Annotated in this window: 10 protein-coding genes and 1 pseudogene; 6 read left to right on the top strand and 5 right to left on the bottom strand. The window is 75.3% G+C overall.

What is annotated here, in order from left to right:
• The first annotated feature begins 3 nt into the window (after positions 1–3).
• From ACFV04_RS07190 to ACFV04_RS07180, 3 genes are all read left to right on the top strand, one after another.
• Positions 4–3,738 carry a DUF5682 family protein gene (locus tag ACFV04_RS07190; protein ID WP_380527366.1) on the top strand — a complete coding sequence of 1,245 codons (3,735 nt, stop codon included), beginning with the start codon at positions 4–6 and terminating at the stop codon, positions 3,736–3,738.
• A gap of 2 nt (positions 3,739–3,740) precedes the next feature.
• Positions 3,741–5,741 carry a hypothetical protein gene (locus tag ACFV04_RS07185; protein ID WP_380527364.1) on the top strand — a complete coding sequence of 667 codons (2,001 nt, stop codon included), beginning with the start codon at positions 3,741–3,743 and terminating at the stop codon, positions 5,739–5,741.
• Between the two features lie 107 nt (positions 5,742–5,848).
• The gene (locus ACFV04_RS07180) at positions 5,849–6,301 is read left to right on the top strand and encodes a MarR family winged helix-turn-helix transcriptional regulator (protein ID WP_380336643.1); all 453 of its coding nucleotides are present in this window, start codon (positions 5,849–5,851) and stop codon (positions 6,299–6,301) included.
• A 194-nt stretch (positions 6,302–6,495) separates the two neighbouring features.
• Here the strand turns inward: ACFV04_RS07180 and ACFV04_RS07175 are convergent, their stop codons facing one another.
• The 5 genes from ACFV04_RS07175 to ACFV04_RS07155 form a co-directional block, all read right to left on the bottom strand.
• Positions 6,496–7,071 carry an ATP/GTP-binding protein gene (locus ACFV04_RS07175; protein ID WP_380336646.1) on the bottom strand — a complete coding sequence of 192 codons (576 nt, stop codon included), beginning with the start codon at positions 7,069–7,071 and terminating at the stop codon, positions 6,496–6,498.
• 112 nt (positions 7,072–7,183) lie between these two features.
• A complete protein-coding gene (locus ACFV04_RS07170) occupies positions 7,184–7,567 on the bottom strand; it encodes a DUF742 domain-containing protein (RefSeq protein WP_360251183.1) in 384 nt (127 codons plus the stop codon).
• The gene (locus ACFV04_RS07165; protein ID WP_360251186.1) at positions 7,564–7,995 is read right to left on the bottom strand and encodes a roadblock/LC7 domain-containing protein; all 432 of its coding nucleotides are present in this window, start codon (positions 7,993–7,995) and stop codon (positions 7,564–7,566) included. The genes ACFV04_RS07170 and ACFV04_RS07165 overlap by 4 nt, the downstream gene beginning before the upstream one ends.
• Positions 7,995–10,172 (bottom strand): ATP-binding protein, encoded by a 2,178-nt coding sequence (locus ACFV04_RS07160; protein ID WP_380527361.1) that lies wholly within the window; start codon positions 10,170–10,172, stop codon positions 7,995–7,997. Before ACFV04_RS07160 ends, ACFV04_RS07165 begins: the two co-directional genes overlap by 1 nt.
• Positions 10,173–10,710: 538 nt before the next feature.
• Positions 10,711–11,979, bottom strand: a complete 1,269-nt coding sequence (locus tag ACFV04_RS07155) for an acyl-CoA dehydrogenase family protein (RefSeq protein WP_380336652.1) — start codon at positions 11,977–11,979, stop codon at positions 10,711–10,713.
• Positions 11,980–12,389: 410 nt separating this feature from the next.
• Between ACFV04_RS07155 and ACFV04_RS07150 the strand changes: the two genes are divergently transcribed.
• From ACFV04_RS07150 to ACFV04_RS07140, 3 genes and pseudogenes are all read left to right on the top strand, one after another.
• A complete protein-coding gene (locus ACFV04_RS07150) occupies positions 12,390–13,466 on the top strand; it encodes a GAF domain-containing protein (protein ID WP_360251193.1) in 1,077 nt (358 codons plus the stop codon).
• A 440-nt stretch (positions 13,467–13,906) separates the two neighbouring features.
• Entirely contained in the window at positions 13,907–15,493 is a 1,587-nt protein-coding gene (locus tag ACFV04_RS07145) for a lipase maturation factor family protein (RefSeq protein ID WP_380527481.1), read from the top strand.
• Between the two features lie 206 nt (positions 15,494–15,699).
• Positions 15,700–17,744 (top strand): annotated as a pseudogene (locus ACFV04_RS07140) (hypothetical protein); the annotation flags it as partial.

The raw sequence follows: 17,744 nt of genomic DNA, 5'->3' as shown, positions 1-17,744 counted from the left end.
CCGATGAGCAGCGCGGTGACTCCCGTCCCGGACGACGCGGACCGCAGGGTCCGGACCGAGGCCGACCGGCTGGCCGCCTCGGGCGCCGGCCGACCGGGCCCCTACCTGATCGGCGTACGCCACCACGCGCCGTCCCTCAGTGCGGTCGTCCCCGCGCTGCTCGACGCCGCCCGGCCGGAGGCGGTCCTGGTCGAACTGCCCGCCGAGTTCCAGCCCTGGCTCGGCCTGCTCGCCGACGAGGCGACCGAAGCCCCGGTCGCCCTCGCGGCCGCCCCCGCCGGGCCCGAGGAGGCGGGCGGGCCCGCCTTCTACCCGTTCGCCGACTTCTCCCCGGAACTGGCCGCCCTGCGGTGGGCCCGGCGCAACGGGGTGGAGGTGATCGCCTGTGACCTCCCGCTCGCCCGGCGCGCCGCCCGCTCCGGGGAGGGCCGACCCGGCCCCGGGCATCCCGGTGCCGAGGCGCCCGGCGTGGCCGGCGCGCTGCGCCACCGGCTCACCGGCCGGGACTCCGACGAGGACCTGTGGGACCGCCTGGTCGAGACCGCCGCCCCCGGCTCCACCCCGGAAGCCGTCCGGCGCGCCGCCCTGCTCGTCGGCTGGGCACTGCGCCACGACGCCGAGACCGGCCCCGGCGTCGACCCGTACGACCTGCGCCGCGAGGAGTGGATGCGCGCCCGCATCCGGGACGCCGCGGCCGGCGGGCGCCGGATCGCCGCCGTGATCGGTGCCTTCCACGCCCCCGCCCTGCTGGACGGGCCGCCCGCCGTCGAGGAGCCGCCGCACCCGGACGAACCGGGCCACGTCCTCTCCCTGATCCCGTACACCTACCCGCTGCTCGACGCCCGCTCCGGCTACCCGGCGGGCATCCGCGACCCGGAGTGGCAGCACACCGTCCTCGACGCCGGCGGCGATCCGGAACGGCTCGCCGACGCGCTCACCACCACCGCCGTCCGGATCTGCGCCGCCCTGCGCGCCCAGGACCACCCCAGCGGACCGGCCGACGCCCGCGAGATCGTCCGCCTCGCCGGTGACCTCGCCCGGTTGCGCGGCCACGCCGCCCCCGGCCGCGGCGAACTGGTCGAAGCGGTGCAGACCGTCCTGGCCCAGGGCGAACCGCTCGGCCGCGGCCGAGCCGTCGCCCGCGCCCTGGAACAGGTCCTGGTCGGCACCCGCACCGGCCGGCCCACCCCCGCCGCCCCGCGCAGCGGGCTCGCCCCCGCCGTCGAGACCCTGCTCGCCGACCTCGGCCTCCCCGGCCCCGCCGACCCGGGCCCGCGCGACCTGCGGCTCGACCCGTTGCGCAGCCCGCTCGACCGCCGCCGCGAGATCCTCCTCCACCGCCTCACCGCCTGCGAGGTCCCGTACGCCGACCCCGTCGCCGGCACCGGTGCGGGTGGCACCGAAACCCTCGGCACCCGCTGGCGCGTCCACTGGACGCCCGCCACCGCGGCCATGCTGACCGTCGCCGGCACCCGGGGCGTCACCCCCGCCCAGGCCGCCGAGGGCGCCCTGCGCATCCGCCTCGGCGCCGACCCCGGCCCGCGCGAGATCATCGACGGCCTCACCGCCGCCGCCTCCTGCGCCCTCCCCGTGCTCACCGAGGACCGCCTCACCCGACTCACCACCACCCTCCCCGCCTCGGGCACCCTCCCCGAACTCCTCGACGCCCTCGCCCTCCTGGACCGCCTCGCCGCGGGCCACTTCCCGGTCCGCACCCCGGACGCGGCGGCGGCCCCGAGTACGACCGGCGGTCCGGGCGGCGCCGCACCCGACGAGGGCGCCCACGCGTCCGGGAGCGACGACGAGGCGGCTGCCGCGCCACCCGGTGGCGGAGCGTCAAGCGCTGCGGAGGGCACGGCCGGTGCCGACCACTCGCAGCGCGCCGCCGGGTCGCCGGCCGAAGCCGGTGAGGTCCTGACGGTTGCCGCAGTACGGCAGTTGGAGGGGCTGGGCGGGTCGGACGATCCGCAGGACGCCCGGGCACTGGTGGAGCTGGTGCGGCGGGCGGACCGGCTGGGCGGGGTGCGGCTGGCGTACGTGCTGGCCGAACTCGCCACGCACGGAAGCCCGTTGGTACGGGGAGCGGCCGGGGCGGTGCGGGTGCTGCTCGGGCAGGAGCCGGCCGGGGTGCTGGGCGGCCGGGCGGCCTCCTGGGTGGACGGCGCGACCGGTCCGGAGACGCGGCAGGTGCTCGGGCGCTCGCTGGTCGGCCTGCTGACGGCCGCGGAGGGACTGTTCGACGCCGCACCGGAGGCACTGGAGCCGGTCCTGGAGCGGGTCACCTCGTTGCCCGACGGCGCTTTCCTGGACCGGTTGCCCGCGCTGCGCGGCGGCTTCGACACGCTCAGCCCGGCGGCCCGCGACCGGCTGCTGGCCCTGGTTGAGGAGCGCCTGGGCACCCGGCTCACCGCGTTGCCCGAGGAGGCCGGCCCCGCGGTGGTGGCCGAGTGGGTGCGTGCGGACCTCGCGGCCCGCGCCGCACTGGCCCGCCGCGGCCTGCTGCCGGCAGCACCGGCGGCATCCGCAGCACCGGCAGCACCGGCAGCCCCCGCGGCAGACACGGCCGAGAAGCCCGACGATCCCACCGCGGTCGCCCGGCCCGACCCCGCCGACCCGGTCCACCGGCACGCCCTCCTCCCCGCCGAGCGCTGGCGGCTGCTCCTGGGCCGCCCCGGGAACGGTGGCCTGACCGGCCGCGGCGCCCGACTCGCCACCGCCCTGGACGAGTTGTACGGCAGCGGCCACGGCGAGGGCTCCGGCCCCGGAGCGGACAGCCGGGGCAACCGGGGCGGCCGTGAGGCCCCCTACCCGGGCGTGCGGGAGTGGGCGGAGGAACTGGAGTCGCTGTTCGGCCCGGGCCTGCGGGAGGAGGTGCTGGCCGCCGCCGTCGCGCAGGGCCGCACCGACGTCCTGGAGGCGGTCGACCCGTCGGCGGTCCGCCCGTCCGTCGATCTGCTGCGCACCGTCCTGGAGCACGCGGGCGGGCTGCCCGAGGCCCGGCTGGCGCGGCTGCGTCCGCTGGTGCGGCGCCTGGTGGAGGAACTGACCCGGGAGCTGGCGACGAGGCTGCGCCCGGCCCTGACCGGCATCGCGGTGCCGCGCCCGTCCCGCCGTCCGGGCGGCGGGCTGGACCTGGACCGGACGATCCGGGCCAATCTCGCCACCGCCCGTCCCTCGCCGGAGGGCGGCACCCTGATCGTGCCCGAGCGCCCGGTGTTCCGGACCAGGGCGCGGCAGGCCAACGACTGGCGGCTGATCCTGGTGGTGGACGTCTCCGGGTCGATGGAGGCCTCCACGGTCTGGGCAGCGCTGACCGCCTCGATCCTGGCCGGGGTGCCCTCGCTGAGCACCCACTTCGTCGCGTTCTCCACCGAGGTCGTCGACCTCACGGAGCGCGTGGAGGATCCGCTGAGCCTGCTGCTGGAGGTACGGATCGGCGGCGGCACCAGCATCGCGAGCGGGCTGCGCTACGCGCGGGAGCTGGTGACGGTGCCGTCCCGCACGCTGGTCGCGGTGGTCAGCGACTTCGAGGAGGGCGGGCCGGTCGCCGGGCTGCTGGCCCAGACCCGCGCGCTGGTGGACTCCGGTGTGCACCTGCTCGGCTGCGCGGCGCTGGACGACACCGGCACGGCCCGCTACTCGAAGGCGGTCGCGGGCCGGCTGGTGGCGGCCGGAATGCCCGTGGCGGCGTTGAGCCCGTTGGAACTGGCCCGCTGGGTGGGGGAGAAGGTGCGATGAGCGTGACCGATCGGACGAACGACTGGCCCGGTGTGCGGCCGGAGGTGGTCGCGGAGGTGGTGGCCGGGCTGAGCGCCCGGCTGCAGAAGCGGCTGGACGGTGCGGCGGCGAAGCTGGCGGAGCGTCCGGTGGTGCGGGAGGGCGACGAGTGGCGGGTGGAGGTGGACGAGGAGACGGTGCTCGTCCTGCACGCCCCGGGCGGGACGGTCGCCGAGCAGGCGGACGTCCGCTGCGGCTGCCTGCTCGCCCCGGCCTGCGTGCACCGGGCCGCGGCCGTCACCCTCTGCCCGCTCGCCGAGGCACCGGAGCCGACGGAGCCGCCAGGGCCGCAAGAGCCGGCAGGGTCGCCAGGGTCGCCAGGGCCGACGGAGCCGACCGGGGAGGCGGGGCCGAGCGCGCCGACCGGAGCGGCCGGCGCGGCGGACACCGGGGCAGCCCGGGAGGCGGCCGGGCCGGCCGCGCCCGCCTCCCTCACCGCCGCCGAACTGGAGGCCGCCCGGCACCTGCACCGGGCCGCGGCCGCCGTCCTCGCCGCCGGGGTGAGCGGTGCGGGCGCCGTCTCCCAGGCCGAGCTCCTGCGCGCCGCCCACCGGGCCCGGGTCGCGGGCCTGTACCGCCCGGCCGCGGCGGCCGTCGCCGTCGTGACCCGGGTCCGGGCCGCCCGGTCCGGCGCCCCCGACCACCGGCTGGCCGACCTGGTGGCCGGCCTGCGCGAACTGCTGGGCCTCACCACGGCCCTGACGGCCGGCACCGGCCCGGTCGCCGAGCTGCGCGGCACCGCGCGGCAGGCCTACCGGGAGGAGGGCGGCCTGCGGCTCCACGGGCTGTTCGCCGAGCCGGTGCTGACGGCGACCCACGCGGGCGCGGTCAGCTGGGCGGTGGACGCCGACGGGCGGCTGAGCACGATCGCCGAGGTCATGCCGCACGACGACGCGGCGGCCGCCGTCCCGCAGGCGGTCGGGGCCGGCAACCGGACGGTCCGGCTGGGCGACACCGCGCTCAGCCACCGGGAGTTCAGCCGGGCCGGGCTGGTGGTCCAGGGCGCGACCCGCTCCGCCACCGGGCGGCTGGGCGCCGGCGCCGCCGTCCGCGCCGTGCGTGCCGCGGGTGCGGCGTGGACGGCGGAGCCGGCGGCCCGGCTATGGTCCGAACCGGTGGCCGCCCAGGTGGCACGGGCGCTCGCCGTGCAGGACCTGCCGTACGAGAGCCGCCCGGCCGGGAGCGACCTGTTGTTCCTCGACGTCACGCTGCTGGGCACGGCCCCCACCGGCCCGGGCGGAGTGCCGCAACTGCGGGCGCGCTGCACGGAGGGCGGCCCGGTGCTCGCCCTGCGTGCGGCGCACGAGCACCCCGACCTGCCGTTCCGGGCGAACCTCGCGCTGCTCGCCACCGCGCCCGGTCTACGGCTGCGGGTGGTCGGCCGTCTGGAGCGCGCGGACCGCCCGGAGCTGCGCCTGCTGGCGATCGGCACGCCCCCGCAGGCGCCCGACGTGCAGACGCCGGACCCGCTGGCGCTGCCCGCCGACCGCGCGGGCCGGGTCAACCTCGGTCTCGAACGCCTGCAGACCGCCGACCTTCGGACCGCCGACCTTCGGACCGCGGACCTCGGGTCCACGGACCTCGGGCCCGCCGGCCCCACGCCCCCCGAGGGGGTCGCCGGTACGCCCCCGGAGCGGCCGGAACCCCCGGCGCCGTACGGCCCGCCCGTGCACGTGCTCGGCCGCCGGGTGGAGCAGACGGTCACCACCGGCCGGAACGCCCTCGCCCCGAGCGAGGCCACGGCGGCGGCCGACCGGGGCCTGCTGCGCGCCGCCGGGTTGGCCACCGCCGCCGAACTCCTGGACGGTCTGCGGGCGGCCGCGGCGAACCGCCGACGGGACGTGTTCGGCCGGATCGTCGCGGACGACCACGACGCCTACGCCACCGCCTGGCTGGCGGCCGCCTGGTACACCGAGGAACTGGCCTCGGCGCTCTGCTCGTCGGCCTGGACCGGGGAGGGGTGAACCGTGGGCCGCGGAACTGTTTGCAGGGACCGGTAATCCGCGCCTACTGGCATACTTGGGACGAGGGAGGCACCGAACACGCGGTGCAGCGGAAAGGACGGCGCGCCATGGGGATCCGGGACGACGCGGCCGAGATCCGGGCCCGTGGCTGGCGCACGCTCGCCGCGCTGCACGGGATGATCGACACCGCGCTGGAGAAGGCGCTGCAGGCCGAGTGCAGGCTCTCGGTGGTCGAGTACACGGTGCTGGAAGCGCTCTCCCGCCAGGACGGCTGGCACATGCGGATGCAGCAGCTGGCCCGCGCGGCGGCGCTGAGCAGCAGCGCGACCACCCGGCTGGTGAGCCGCCTGGAGGACCGGGGCCTGCTGAGCCGCTACCTCTGCGCGGACGACCGGCGCGGTATCTACACCGAGCTGACGCAGGAGGGCCGTGACCTGCTGGCGGCCGCCCGGCCGGTGCACGACGCCGCCCTGGAGGCGACGCTGGCGCAGGCCACCGAGGTCCCGGAACTGGCCCCGCTGGTCGGCTCGCTCGCCGAGCTCCACCCGGCCCACGCCTGAGACCCGCACCTGAGACCCGTACCTGAGGCCCACGCCTGAGACCCGTACCTGAGGCCCACGCCCGGGAGCTGCATTCGGGGCCACGCCTGAACCCGGTGGGGAGGGCCGTCCCGCAGGGCCGTCCGTGCCACCGGGCCGGGCCGGCCCGGAAGGTCATCCCGCCCCGCCCACACCGCCCGACCGGGAGCGGGCCCTCACCGCCGCCCGGCGGCGAGGGCCTCCTGGTGCACCCGGTCGAGCAGGGCGAGCAACAGGTCCTTGCTGGACGACCGTTCCCGGACGTCGCAGAGCACGACCGGGACCTCCGGCCCGAGGTCCAGGGCGCGGCGGACCTCCTGGGGGCTGGCCTCGCGGCGCCCGTGGAAGCAGTTGACGCCGATCGCGAACGGGATGCCGCGCTGCTCGAAGAAGTCCACGGCGGCGAAGCTGGATTCGAGCCGCCGGGTGTCGGCGAGGATGATCGCCCCGAGGGCGCCGAGCGCGAGGTCGTCCCACATGAACCAGAAGCGGAACTGCCCCGGCGTGCCGAAGAGGTAGAGCACCAGGTCCTCGCGGACGGTGATCCGGCCGAAGTCCATGGCCACCGTGGTGGTGGACTTGTCCTGGACGCCTTCGAGGCTGTCGACCCCGATGCTGGCGCGGGTCATCCGTTCCTCGGTCTGCAGCGGTTCGATCTCGCTGACCGAGCCGACCATGGTGGTCTTCCCGACGCCGAAGCCGCCGGCGACGAGGATCTTGACCGCGCCCGGCACCAGGCTCTGGGTCGTCAATTCGGGTCTCCTGGAAGGGAACGGGGAGAACGGGGGCAAGGGGTGCGACCGGGGCGCCGACGGGGCGGCGCCCCGCCGGACGCGGTGCGACCGCGACGGGGACGCCTGTCCGTCAGAGCCGGCGGACGCCCTCGATCACGGCCTGGATCAGCGAGATGTCAGGTGCCTCGGCGAGCTGGACCGGGGCGCGGGTGAGGATCAGCCGGGCCTCGGCCAGGTCGTCCAGCAGCACCTTGACCACGCTGACCGGCAGGTCGAGGGTGGCCGCGATCTCGGCCACGGCCAGCGGGCGTTCGCGGCACAGGTCGATGATCGCGGCCGGTTCGGGCGTGAGCCGGCTGGTGTCGGCGCGCGGGTCGGCGGTGACCACCAGGGTGATCAGCGCGAAGCCGTCACGGACCGGGCCGGTGCGCCCGTTGGTGATCGCGTAAGGACGGACCAGGTGGCCGGCGTCCTTGTCGTAGAACCAGCCCTCGTCGGCGTCGGCGGTGGTCACGCACCGCCACCCGCGCCGACCTGGCCGGCATCGCTGCGCGGCGCCGCGGTGAGGTACTGGCCGACCTGCTTGACCAGCATGTTGATCTCGTAGGCCATCAGTCCGGCGTCCACCTGCTCGCTGGTCAGGACGGCCAGCCGGGCGCCCTGCCCGGCGGTGGTGACGAACAGGAACAGCTGGTCCATCTCCACCACGGTCTGCCGGACCCGCCCGCCGTTGAAGCGGTGTCCGGCGCCGCGGGCCAGGCTCTGCAGGCCGGAGGCGACGGCGGACAGGTGCTCGGCGTCGGCCCGGTCGAGGTTCCGGGACATGCCGACCAGCAGGCCGTCCTCGGAGAGGACGATGGCGTGCCGGGTCTCGGGTACCCGTGCGACCAGCTGGTCCAGCAGCCAGTTGAGGTCGCGCTGGGTTTCGGTGTGCTGCGTCATCACTGCTGTTCCTTGGCTTCCTGAGCGGCGGAGGCTTCCTGAGCGGCGGAAGGTGCGGCCGGGGTGTGCGGGGCGGCGGGCGCGGTGGGGTCCGGGGCGCCCGGTTCGGTGGCGGCCGCGCGGGCGGTCCGGGTGCCGCGCTGGATGGCGGCCATGGTGGCGCGGGAGCGCTGCGGGGAGGTGTCCTCGGTGTCGGCCTCGGCGCCGCCGTACCGGGGCGCGAGCGGCGCGGCCGGGGCGGGCGGTGCGGGCGGTGCGGCGGGGCCGGTGGGCCCGGCTGGGCCGGGGCGGCCGACGGAGGACGGCGGCAGGGCGCCGGGCGAGTGGGCCTCGCGGAGCTGCTCGGCGAGGCTGGCGTTGCGGACCCGCTGCGGCAGGACCCGCGGGGTGCGCAGCTCGCCGTCCGGGCCGTGCTCCACGTTGTCCTCCTGCGGGCGTTCGTGGGTCGGCGCGGAGTGGTCGGCGGGGACCCCGTCGAAGGGTGCCGCGGCCGGCTCGGCCGGGAGGTCCGCGCCGTGGCTGCCGGCCGTCGGCCCGTTCCCCGGGGCGTTCGCGGTCCCGTCGCCGGAGGTGTCGCCCGGGATGTCGTACCGGCGCGGCAGTACGGGCCTGGGCACGACGACGGCACCGGGGAGTCCGGGGATCTGGGCACCGACGGGCAGTCCGCCGTTGGCGGGTCCCGCGGGGCCGTCCTCCGGCAGGCCGCCGTCGAGGAGCACCCCGTCGAGGAGCACGCCGTCGAGGGGGCCGTCCTCCGGCAGGCCGCCGTCGAGGAGCACCCCGTCGAGGAGCACCCCGTCGCCGGCGATCACACCGCCGTGGCCCGCGACGGGCCCGGCGGCCGTTCCCGGAGCGTTCCCCTCGGGGGCCTCCGGAGCGGCGCGGCCGCCCGGCCCGGTGCCCAGCAGCCCGCTGAGCACTCCGGCCAGCGCGCCCGACAGCGCCTCGTCGGCCGCGCCGGGGTCGCCCTCCGCCGTCGGCCGGGCCTCCGGCGCCGGGGTGCGGGTGACCCGCGCCCCGGAGGGCAGCCCGGGCACCGCGGCCGCCTGCTCGGCCTGCTCCAGCAGCGCCGAGGGCACCAGCACCACGGCCCGGGTGCCGCCGTACGGCGAGGGCCGCAGGGTGACCTGGATGTCGTGCCGGGCGGCCAGCCGCGCGACGACGAACAGGCCGAGCCGCAGGTCGTCGCCGAGCGCCGACACGTCCAGCTCCGGCGGGTTGGCCAGGTACTCGTTGAGCCGCTCGTACTCGTCCTCGGTCATGCCGAGTCCGCGGTCCTCGACCTCGACCGCCAGGCCCTTGGGCACCTCCTGCGCGGAGACCTGCACCTGGGTGTACGGCGGGGAGAAGGTGGTGCCGTTCTCGATCAGCTCGGCGACCAGGTGGATGACGTCGGCGACGGCCTGCCCGCTGAGCGAGGCGCGCGGTACGCCCTGGACGACGACGCGGGCGTAGTTCTCGGTCTCGGAGACGGCGCTGCGCAGCACGTTGACCATGGGCACGGCGTTGCGCCAGCGGCGGGCGGGCAGGGCGCCGCCCAGGATGACGAGGTTCTCGGCGTTGCGCCGCATCCGGGTGGCGAGGTGGTCGACCGCGAACAGCTCGCGCAGCAGCTCGGGTTCCTCGTGCTCGCGCTCCAGCGCGTCCAGCATGCTGATCTGTCGGTGGATCAGGATCTGGGTGCGGCGGGCGATGTTGAGGAAGACCTTCTTCGTCCCCTCCCGTCCCTGGGCCTGGTGGACGATGGCCGCGACGGCGGCCTGGCGGACGGCGGCGAGGCCGTCGGCGGTCTGCTGGACCTCGTCGCCGATCCGGCGGGAGGGGGCCCAGGCGGGCGGGGTGGGCACCGGTTCGCCGGCGCGCAGCCGTCCGACCACCTCGGGGATCTCGCTCTGGGCGAGCGCGAGGGTGTCGGCGCGCAGTCCGGACAGGCGGCCGGACAGCGCCCGGGCGGCCCGGATGCCGCGGATCAGGCTGAACAGCAGGACGAGGGCGACGACGACGGTGCCGATCAGCACCGCGGTGCTGTTCCCGGCGTCGCGCAGCAGGTAGGCGGCGTAGCCCCAGGCCGCGGCGAGGCCCAGGCTGGGGACCAGCACGAGGGCGAGGAGCGAGCCGCGGAGGGAGCCGGACCGGCCGGCGCGGTGGCCCGTGCGGGGGGCCGATATGCCTGGCATCTGATTCCTTGGTGCAGGGCCGAGTTGCAGGCCGGGTCGCGGATCCTAACGGCGGGTCGGCCCGTGCGGCCCGGGCGGGCTTCAGGGCGCCGAGGCCGGGGTTGCCGGACGGGGTGACGCGGTGTCACCGTCCGGGCGGAGTACAGCCACGGCCGCCGACGGCAGGAAACCTATCAGTCCCAGGTGCCCTCATCGCAACATCAACTGACGATATGTGAACGGCTGATGGCTCTGCCGGGCCCTGCGGGGCGAAGCGTTCGCCGACGGATCGCCGCAGCTCAGCGCCTTCACCGTGACATGCGGACGGCTCCCCGGGAGGCGGGGTGCGCCTCCCGGAGAGCCGTCAGGAACAGGTCAAGCGGTCGTGGGCCGACGGATCGCCGCCGTCCGGTCCGGCCGGGTCCCGCCCGGACCGCGGACACCGGCGTTCGGCCCGGTCCGGAGCCGACGACCGGCGCGGTGTCGGCGGTCAGCCCGCTCCGGTGCCGGCGTTCGGCCCGTGCCGGCGCCGGCGTTCGGCCCGCTCCGGTGCCGGTGGTCAGCTCGCCAGCGGTATCCGCACCACCTGTCCGTCCTGCTCGTCGCGGCCCTCGGCCTCCAGCTGGTTCAGCTCGGTCCACGCCCAGCTCGCCAGGTCGGACAGCTCGGCCGACCACTGCTTCCCGTAGGTGCCCGAGGCGACCTGACCGAGCCGCAGCTTCTGGACGTCCGAGGTGCCGGCCGGGGCGTAGATGTGGGTGGCGTCGCGCAGGTAGCGGATGATGTTGAACTCCTCCTGCGTGCCGCGGGCGGCGAGGATCTCCATCGCGCTGCGCGCCGAGTCCATCGCGTACTCGGTGTTGATGAGCTTGGCGTTCATCAGCTCGGCGTCGCAGGGCTTGCCGTGGTCGAGCAGGTGCGAGGCGTGGTACGCGGCCAGCTTGGCGGTCATCAGCTTGGACTGCAGCTCGCCCAGCTTCAGCGCGACGCTGTTCAGCTGGTTGAGCGGCTTGCCGTACAGCACCCGCTCCTCGGCGTAGCGCACGACGTCCTCGACGATCGCGACGTGGATGCCGAGCGCGACGGCGCCCAGGTTCAGCCGGCCGTACAGGGTGGAGGAGGAGTAGGCGACGTCCAGGCCCTGGCCCTCCTCGCCCAGCCGGTTGCCGACCGGGATGCGGCAGTCCTCGAAGATCAGCTCGCCGAAGCTGAAGCCGTGCAGGCCGCCCTGGGTGCCGAGGGTGCCGGTGCGGAAGCCGGGGCGGTCGCTCTCGACGAGGAACGCGGAGAGCCCCCCACTGCCCTTGTCGGTGCGGAAGACCACGCCGTGCACGTCGCCGATGTGGGAGTTGCCGACGAACCACTTGCGGCCGTTCAGCACGTACTCGTCGCCCTCGCGGCGGGCGGTGCCGGCCATGCCGAGCACGTGGCCCCCCGACTCCGGCTCGGTGACCGCGATGGTCGGCAGGGACTCGCCCGAGGCGAACTTCGGCAGCCACTCGCGCCGCTGGGCGTCGGAACCGAAGTGGATGACCTTGGCGACGCCGAGCTGGGAGGCCTGTGCCATGGCGCCCATCGCGCCGCTGACGCGGGCGAGTTCCTCCACGATGATGGTCTTGGCGAGATGACCCAGCCCCAGGCCGCCGAACTCCTTGGGGATCGTCACGCCGATCCAGCCGCGGCGGGCGATCTCCCGCGAGAGTTCGAACTCGACCTCGCGGTCGGCCTCCATTCTGGCGACCTGCGGACGCACCTCCTTCTCCGCGAACTCTCGGACCTCCGCCCGGAGGCTCTCGTGTCGCTCGTCGGTGAAGTAGTCCATAGCCATGCTTGGTCCTCTCATTCCAGTGGGTGTCGTGCCTCCGTTCATGCCGTCGATGCCGCTCCGGCCGCCCCGCGGGGAATCGGTGGGGGTGACGGCCGATCGCTCCCTTGCAATCGGTGCATGCGGACCCTGGCGCGGCTTCCCGGGGGGAGAGGAATACCGTCCGTGTCTTCGGCAGGGCTCATTGTCATATGTGAACACCCCCTTCACACCTAGTTGATCTTGGATTGGCGGGATTCCGGTCGTCGTTGTTACTCGCGGGTTTCGTTCCCGTGCGGACGGGGGAGTGATCTTCCCCCTCCTCACGATCCGGCTGAGCGGCCGTTCACATGCGGCTTTGACTGTTCATCAGCAAGGGTGGTGACCGGTACCGGTAGCACCGAAGGGCCCGGATGTCTGATTACATGTGCGCCATGACTGATGTGATGAGCACTCAAGGCCAGTTCCCGGGTGCCGCCGGGGAGTCCGAGCGGACTCGCAGGCTGCGCAGCCTGGGTCTCAACGAACCGTCCGCGGACGAGGCCTTCGACCGCTTCGCGCACCTGGCAGCGAGCATCACCCGCGCTCCCATCGCGATGGTCAACTTCATCAACGACGAGCGCCAGATGTTCCGGGGGCTCTACATTCCGCCAAACTCGGCCGAGGTCGCGGCCGAAGAGGGAGCTTCGTGGGCGGACCGCGGCATCGCCTTCGACCTCCCGACCCGTCAGATGCCGATGAGCCACGGCTTCTGCCCGCACGTCGTCGCCCAGCGCTCGCCCCTCGCGCTGGACGACATCCTGGCCTACCCCCGGTTCGCCGGTAACCCCGTCGTCGACGAACTCGGCGTCCGGGCCTACCTCGGCGCCCCGCTCGTCGACGACACCAACACCGTCATCGGCACCGTCTGCGTCCTCGACCGGGAACCCCGGCAGTGGGGGCGCGAACGGCTCCGCGACATCCAGCACCTCGCCGAGGCGCTGCTCTCCGAGATCCGGCTGCGCGACAACCTCCTCGCCCAGCAGCAGGAGATGTTCGCCGCCTTCGACGGCTCCCCGTTCCCCATCATGCTCACCGACGGCCCCGGCCAGGAGATCCGCTACGCCAACGCCCAGCACGCCGACACCTTCGGCGCCCCGGTGGCGTACGGCGCGATCGGGCAGGCCTACCCGCAACTCGGCGTGGCCGGCCTCCAGCAGGCCGTCTCCGAGGCCTACCGCACCGGCCGCACCACCGTCCTCAACGAGGTCCGGGTGCAGTCGACCCGCCCCGAGGCCCAGCGCATCCAGCAGATCTTCAGCTTCACCTGCACCCCGCTGCGGACCGCGCGCACCGGCCAGGTCAACGGTGTCCTCACCGTCGGCATGGACGTCACCGCCCAGTCCCGCACGGAGGAGGAACTCGGCACGCTGGCCGCCCTGCTGGTCGACCGGCTGCAGCAGAACGGCACCGCGACCGCGACCGGCCGCCCGGGCATCCCCGGCGGATCCGGCCTCGTCCTGCCGGGCTGAACCGCCGACCGCCCGCCCGCGTGCGGCACCGGGGTTCGCGTCCTCACCGTCCGTACCGTCCGTCCGCTCCGTCCGCTCCGTCCGCTCCGTCCGGATCATCCGTATTACCCGCATTGCTCGTACGGCCTGCACTACCGCTCCACCGGTGCCACCGGCGCCACTCGCATCACCCGCATCGCCGCACCACCCGTACCGCTCACCGCCGTGGCGGGGCGCCTCTCACCCCCGAGGAGAGGCTCCCCGCCACGCTGCCGTCCGGGGCCGGTTCCGTTCCGATTCCGTTCGACGGCGGTCCGGCGGCAGTCCGACGGAAGTCCAACGGTGGTCCGACGGCAGTCCGGGCCGTGCGGCGCAGTTCGCCGGGCCGAGCGGGTGAACCGTCCGCCGCCCGCGTCCCGGTCGGGCCCGCCCGCCGCGCGGCGGTGGTAGGCATGGGCCGCATGGACTGGTTCGCCGCCCCCGACTACTGGCTGAGCCGGCTGCTCGTCCAACGCCTGCTCGCCGCCCTGTACCTGATCGGATTCCTCAACGCCGCCGCCCAGTTCCGCGCACTCATCGGCACGGACGGCATGCTCCCGGTGCCGCGCTTCACCGCCCGCGTCCCGTTCCGGCAGTCGCCCGGCCTGTTCCACCTCCACTACAGCGACCGCTTCTTCGCCGCCGTCGCCCGGAGCGGGGCCGCCCTCGCCGCCGCCGTCACGGCCGGGCTCGGTGACGCCGTCCCGCTGTGGGCCTCGATCGTGCTCTGGGCGGTGCTCTGGGTCCTCTACCTCTCCATCGTCAACGTCGGGCAGACCTGGTACTCCTTCGGCTGGGAGTCCCTGCTGCTCGAAGCCGGCTTCCTCGCCGCCTTCCTGGGCAACGCCGACACCGCCCCGCCCACCCTGGTGCTGTGGCTGATGCGCTGGCTGGTGTTCCGGGTCGAGTTCGGCGCCGGACTGATCAAACTGCGCGGCGACAGCTGCTGGCGCGACCTGACCTGCCTGCGCTACCACCACGAGACCCAGCCCATGCCCGGACCGCTCAGCTGGCTCTTCCACCACCTGCCCGACCCGCTGCACCGGATCGAGGCCGCGGCCAACCACGCCGTCCAACTCGTCGTACCGGTCTGCCTGCTGCTCCCGCAGCCGGTCGCGAGCTACGCCGCCTGCGCCGTCGTCGCCACCCAGCTGTGGCTGATCGCCTCCGGCAACTTCGCCTGGCTCAACTGGCTCACCGTCGCCCTGGCCCTCGCCGCCGTCGAACCCGCCCGCCTCGGCCTGCCCGTCCACGCCCGCGGCTACCCCGACGCCCCGCTCTGGTACGAGACCCTGGTGATCGCGCTGACCGCCGCCGTCCTCGTCCTCAGCTACTGGCCGGTGCGGAACATGATCTCCCGCGGCCAGGTCATGAACCGCTCCTTCAACCGGCTCCACCTCGTCAACACCTACGGCGCCTTCGGCAGCGTCAACCGCCTCCGCCAGGAGGTCGTCGTCGAAGGCACCGACGAGGCGGTCCTCACCCCGCGGACCGTCTGGCGCGAGTACGGCTTCAAGGGCAAACCCGGCGACGTCCACCGGCTCCCCCGCCAGTACGCCCCCTACCACCTGCGGCTCGACTGGCTGATGTGGTTCGCCGGCATCTCGCCCGGCTACGCCCGCCCCTGGTTCCTGCCCCTCGTCGCCCGCCTCCTGGCCGGCGACCCGGCGACCCTGCGCCTGCTGCGCCACAACCCGTTCCCGGACGCTCCGCCGACCCACGTCCGGGCGACCCTCTACCACTACCGGTTCACCGATTGGCGCGAACTGCGGGAGACCGGAGCGTGGTGGCACCGCACCGCGTTGCACGAGTACCTCGCGCCGGTCGACCTGCCCGCCCTCGGCCGGGCCGGGTACCGGCCACCGCCGGGCCGACCGCCCCGCAGCGTCCGCGAAGTCCCGCTGGAACGGCCCCGGCAGCCCGGCCGGCGCCCCGGCCCGTCCACCGTTCGGCGGCCCGGCCACCCGTCCGGACCAGCGCCGGACCACCCGGGCGGGTCACCCGAGTAGCGGCCAGGTGGGCGGTATGGCAGACGACACCGACCCGTCGGGGCGGTGGGTGCGTGCAACGCTCGAACGGGCACCCGTATTCTGGGCCTCCACAACCGGCAGGCCGACCGCGCGCCCCCTCGCCCCGCCCCAGGGGCACCCCGCGCAACCGGTCCGCCGCCCCCTCGCCGCCAGCCCCGCCGTCGTCGCCCAGAACCGGACCTCACATGACAGTGCTTCACTCGCGCAACGCCGACGCAGCCGACCCGGCGGACGTCGCCGACGCCGCAGACGTCAAGGACTCCCAGGACGCCGCCGCGGAGCCCGACCTCCGCGAAGACCTCGGCCGCTACGCCGAACTCGGGGCCTTCACCCTCACCGCCGACACCCACGCCTGGTACGCGGCCGTCGACACCGTCGCCACCCCGGAGGACGCCCGCGCCGCCTCCACCGCGCTCGCCGAACTGCGCGGACACGACCTCCAGCAGACCTGGGAGGCCGTCACCGCCCTCGCTGCCGAGGCCAAGCTGGACGAGCCGGACACCGTCGCCAAGACCGCGCTGCTGGTCGAGATGCTCCAGCGGGTGCGCCGCACCTCCGCCACCCTCACCAGCGCCGCCTACGACGCCGACCTCGGCGCCCTCGCCGCCGCCACCGCCGACAGCGCCTGGCGCCGCGAGAACGGCGTCAAGCTCTCCTGGCTGCGCGGCCGCTCGCTGCGCAAGCAGGCCACCGCCCTCGCCACCGACCGCCGCATCCGCCGCGAGGACCTGCACGAGGCCCTCACCTCCGCCGAGATCGAGCGCCGCGCCTGGGCCGCCCTCGCCCCGGCCGGCGCCCTCCCGACCGCGCCCGCCGACGGCGCCCTGGTCGACCGCACCGCCCAGGCCTTCGAGGCGATCAACAGCGGCCTGCGCGACCTCGCCCGCCTGCTGCCCGACCACGACCTGGACGGGCTCCCCTTCACCGAGCTCGTCGACCTGGTCGACCGGCTCGCCGCCGACGAGGGCACCCTCTACCGCCTCCCCACCATCCGGGGCCTGCGCGCCGGCCTGGAGGCGGCCGGCCTCGGCGACCTGCTCGCCGAACTCGCCGCCACCAAGGCCGACCGCCGCGCCGCCGAGGCCGCGTACGCTGCCCGCCAGGCACTCGCCGGCGGGCAGCGGGACGGGCTGGCGCAGCAGGCCGCCGCCGAGGAGAGCGCGGTCGAGGAGCCGACGACGGAGGCGGACGACGCCGCCGTGGCCGACGCCGAGGCCGAAGCGGCTGCGCGTCAGGCGCTGGCCGGTGGACAGCGAGACGGCCTCGTGGAGGAGGTCCCGGTGTCGGCTCCGGTCGAGGAAGCCGACGAGGTTGCGGCGGGTGCCGAGGCCGAGGTTGAGGCTGCGGCCGTTGTCGAGGCCGAGCCCGAGGCAGGGACCGAGGCAGGGACCGGCGCCGAGGCTGAGACCGAGGTCGCCGAGGTCGAGGCGGTGACGGGTTCGGGCGTCGAGCAGGACGCCGCTGACGTCGAGCCGGTGGCGGAGGAGGCGTCGGAGGAGGCGTCGGCGGAGGAAGAGACCCCGGTTGCCGTGGTTTCCCTCCCTGCGCCCTCCCCGGCCGCCGACGACTTGGTCGCCGCCGCGACCGCCGATCCGGTCGACGCCGTGGCGGAGACCGAGCCGGCCGTCGAGGTCGAGGAGCCCACTCCGGCCGAGGTCGAGGCCGAGGTCACGGAGACCGAGGTCGTCGTCGAGGAACCGGCCGCCGAGGCCGACGTCGTCACCGACGAGTCCGCCGCCGAGGTTGACGAGGCTACCGACGAGGTGGCGGTGGAGACCGTCGCTGCCGAGGAGCCCGCCGAGGCCGAGCCGGTGACCGTTGCTGTCGCCGAAGAGGTCGTCGAGGTCGAGCCGGTGGCGGAGGTCGTTGCCGTGGAGCCGGCCGTCGAGGCCGAGCCGGTGACCGAGGCTGTCGCCGAGGAGTCGGCCGCTGAGGTCGAGGCCGTTGCTGTCGAGGTGGAGGAGCCGGCCGTTGAGGCCGAGGAGCCCGCTGCCGAGCTGACCGAGGCTGTTGCCGAAGAGGTCGTCGAGGTCGTCCCGGTGGCTGAGGTTGTCGTCGAGGAGCCGGCCGTCGTTGCCGTGGAGCCGGCCGTCGAGGCCGAGCCGGTGACCGAGGCTGTCGCCGAGGAGCCTGCGGCTGAGGTCGAGGCCGTTGCTGTCGAGGTGGAGGAGCCGGCCGTTGAGGCCGAGGAGCCCGCTGCCGAGCTGACCGAGGCTGTTGCCGAAGAGGT

It is taken from the genome of Kitasatospora sp. NPDC059599 (assembly GCF_042735125.1).
GTDB lineage: Bacteria > Actinomycetota > Actinomycetes > Streptomycetales > Streptomycetaceae > Kitasatospora.
Note: the sequence above shows the minus strand (reverse complement) of the source record. Positions and strands in the feature narration are given on the sequence as shown.

Excerpts from the sequence above, each read along its gene's own strand:
- ACFV04_RS07190 (WP_380527366.1), top strand. The coding sequence starts at position 4 with ATGAGCAGCGCGGTGACTCCCGTCCCGGACGACGCGGACCGCAGGGTC.
- ACFV04_RS07180 (WP_380336643.1), top strand. The coding sequence starts at position 5,849 with ATGGGGATCCGGGACGACGCGGCCGAGATCCGGGCCCGTGGCTGGCGC.
- ACFV04_RS07165 (WP_360251186.1), bottom strand. The coding sequence starts at position 7,995 with ATGACGCAGCACACCGAAACCCAGCGCGACCTCAACTGGCTGCTGGAC.
- ACFV04_RS07160 (WP_380527361.1), bottom strand. The coding sequence starts at position 10,172 with ATGCCAGGCATATCGGCCCCCCGCACGGGCCACCGCGCCGGCCGGTCC.
- ACFV04_RS07155 (WP_380336652.1), bottom strand. The coding sequence starts at position 11,979 with ATGGCTATGGACTACTTCACCGACGAGCGACACGAGAGCCTCCGGGCG.
- ACFV04_RS07150 (WP_360251193.1), top strand. The coding sequence starts at position 12,390 with ATGACTGATGTGATGAGCACTCAAGGCCAGTTCCCGGGTGCCGCCGGG.
- ACFV04_RS07145 (WP_380527481.1), top strand. The coding sequence starts at position 13,907 with ATGGACTGGTTCGCCGCCCCCGACTACTGGCTGAGCCGGCTGCTCGTC.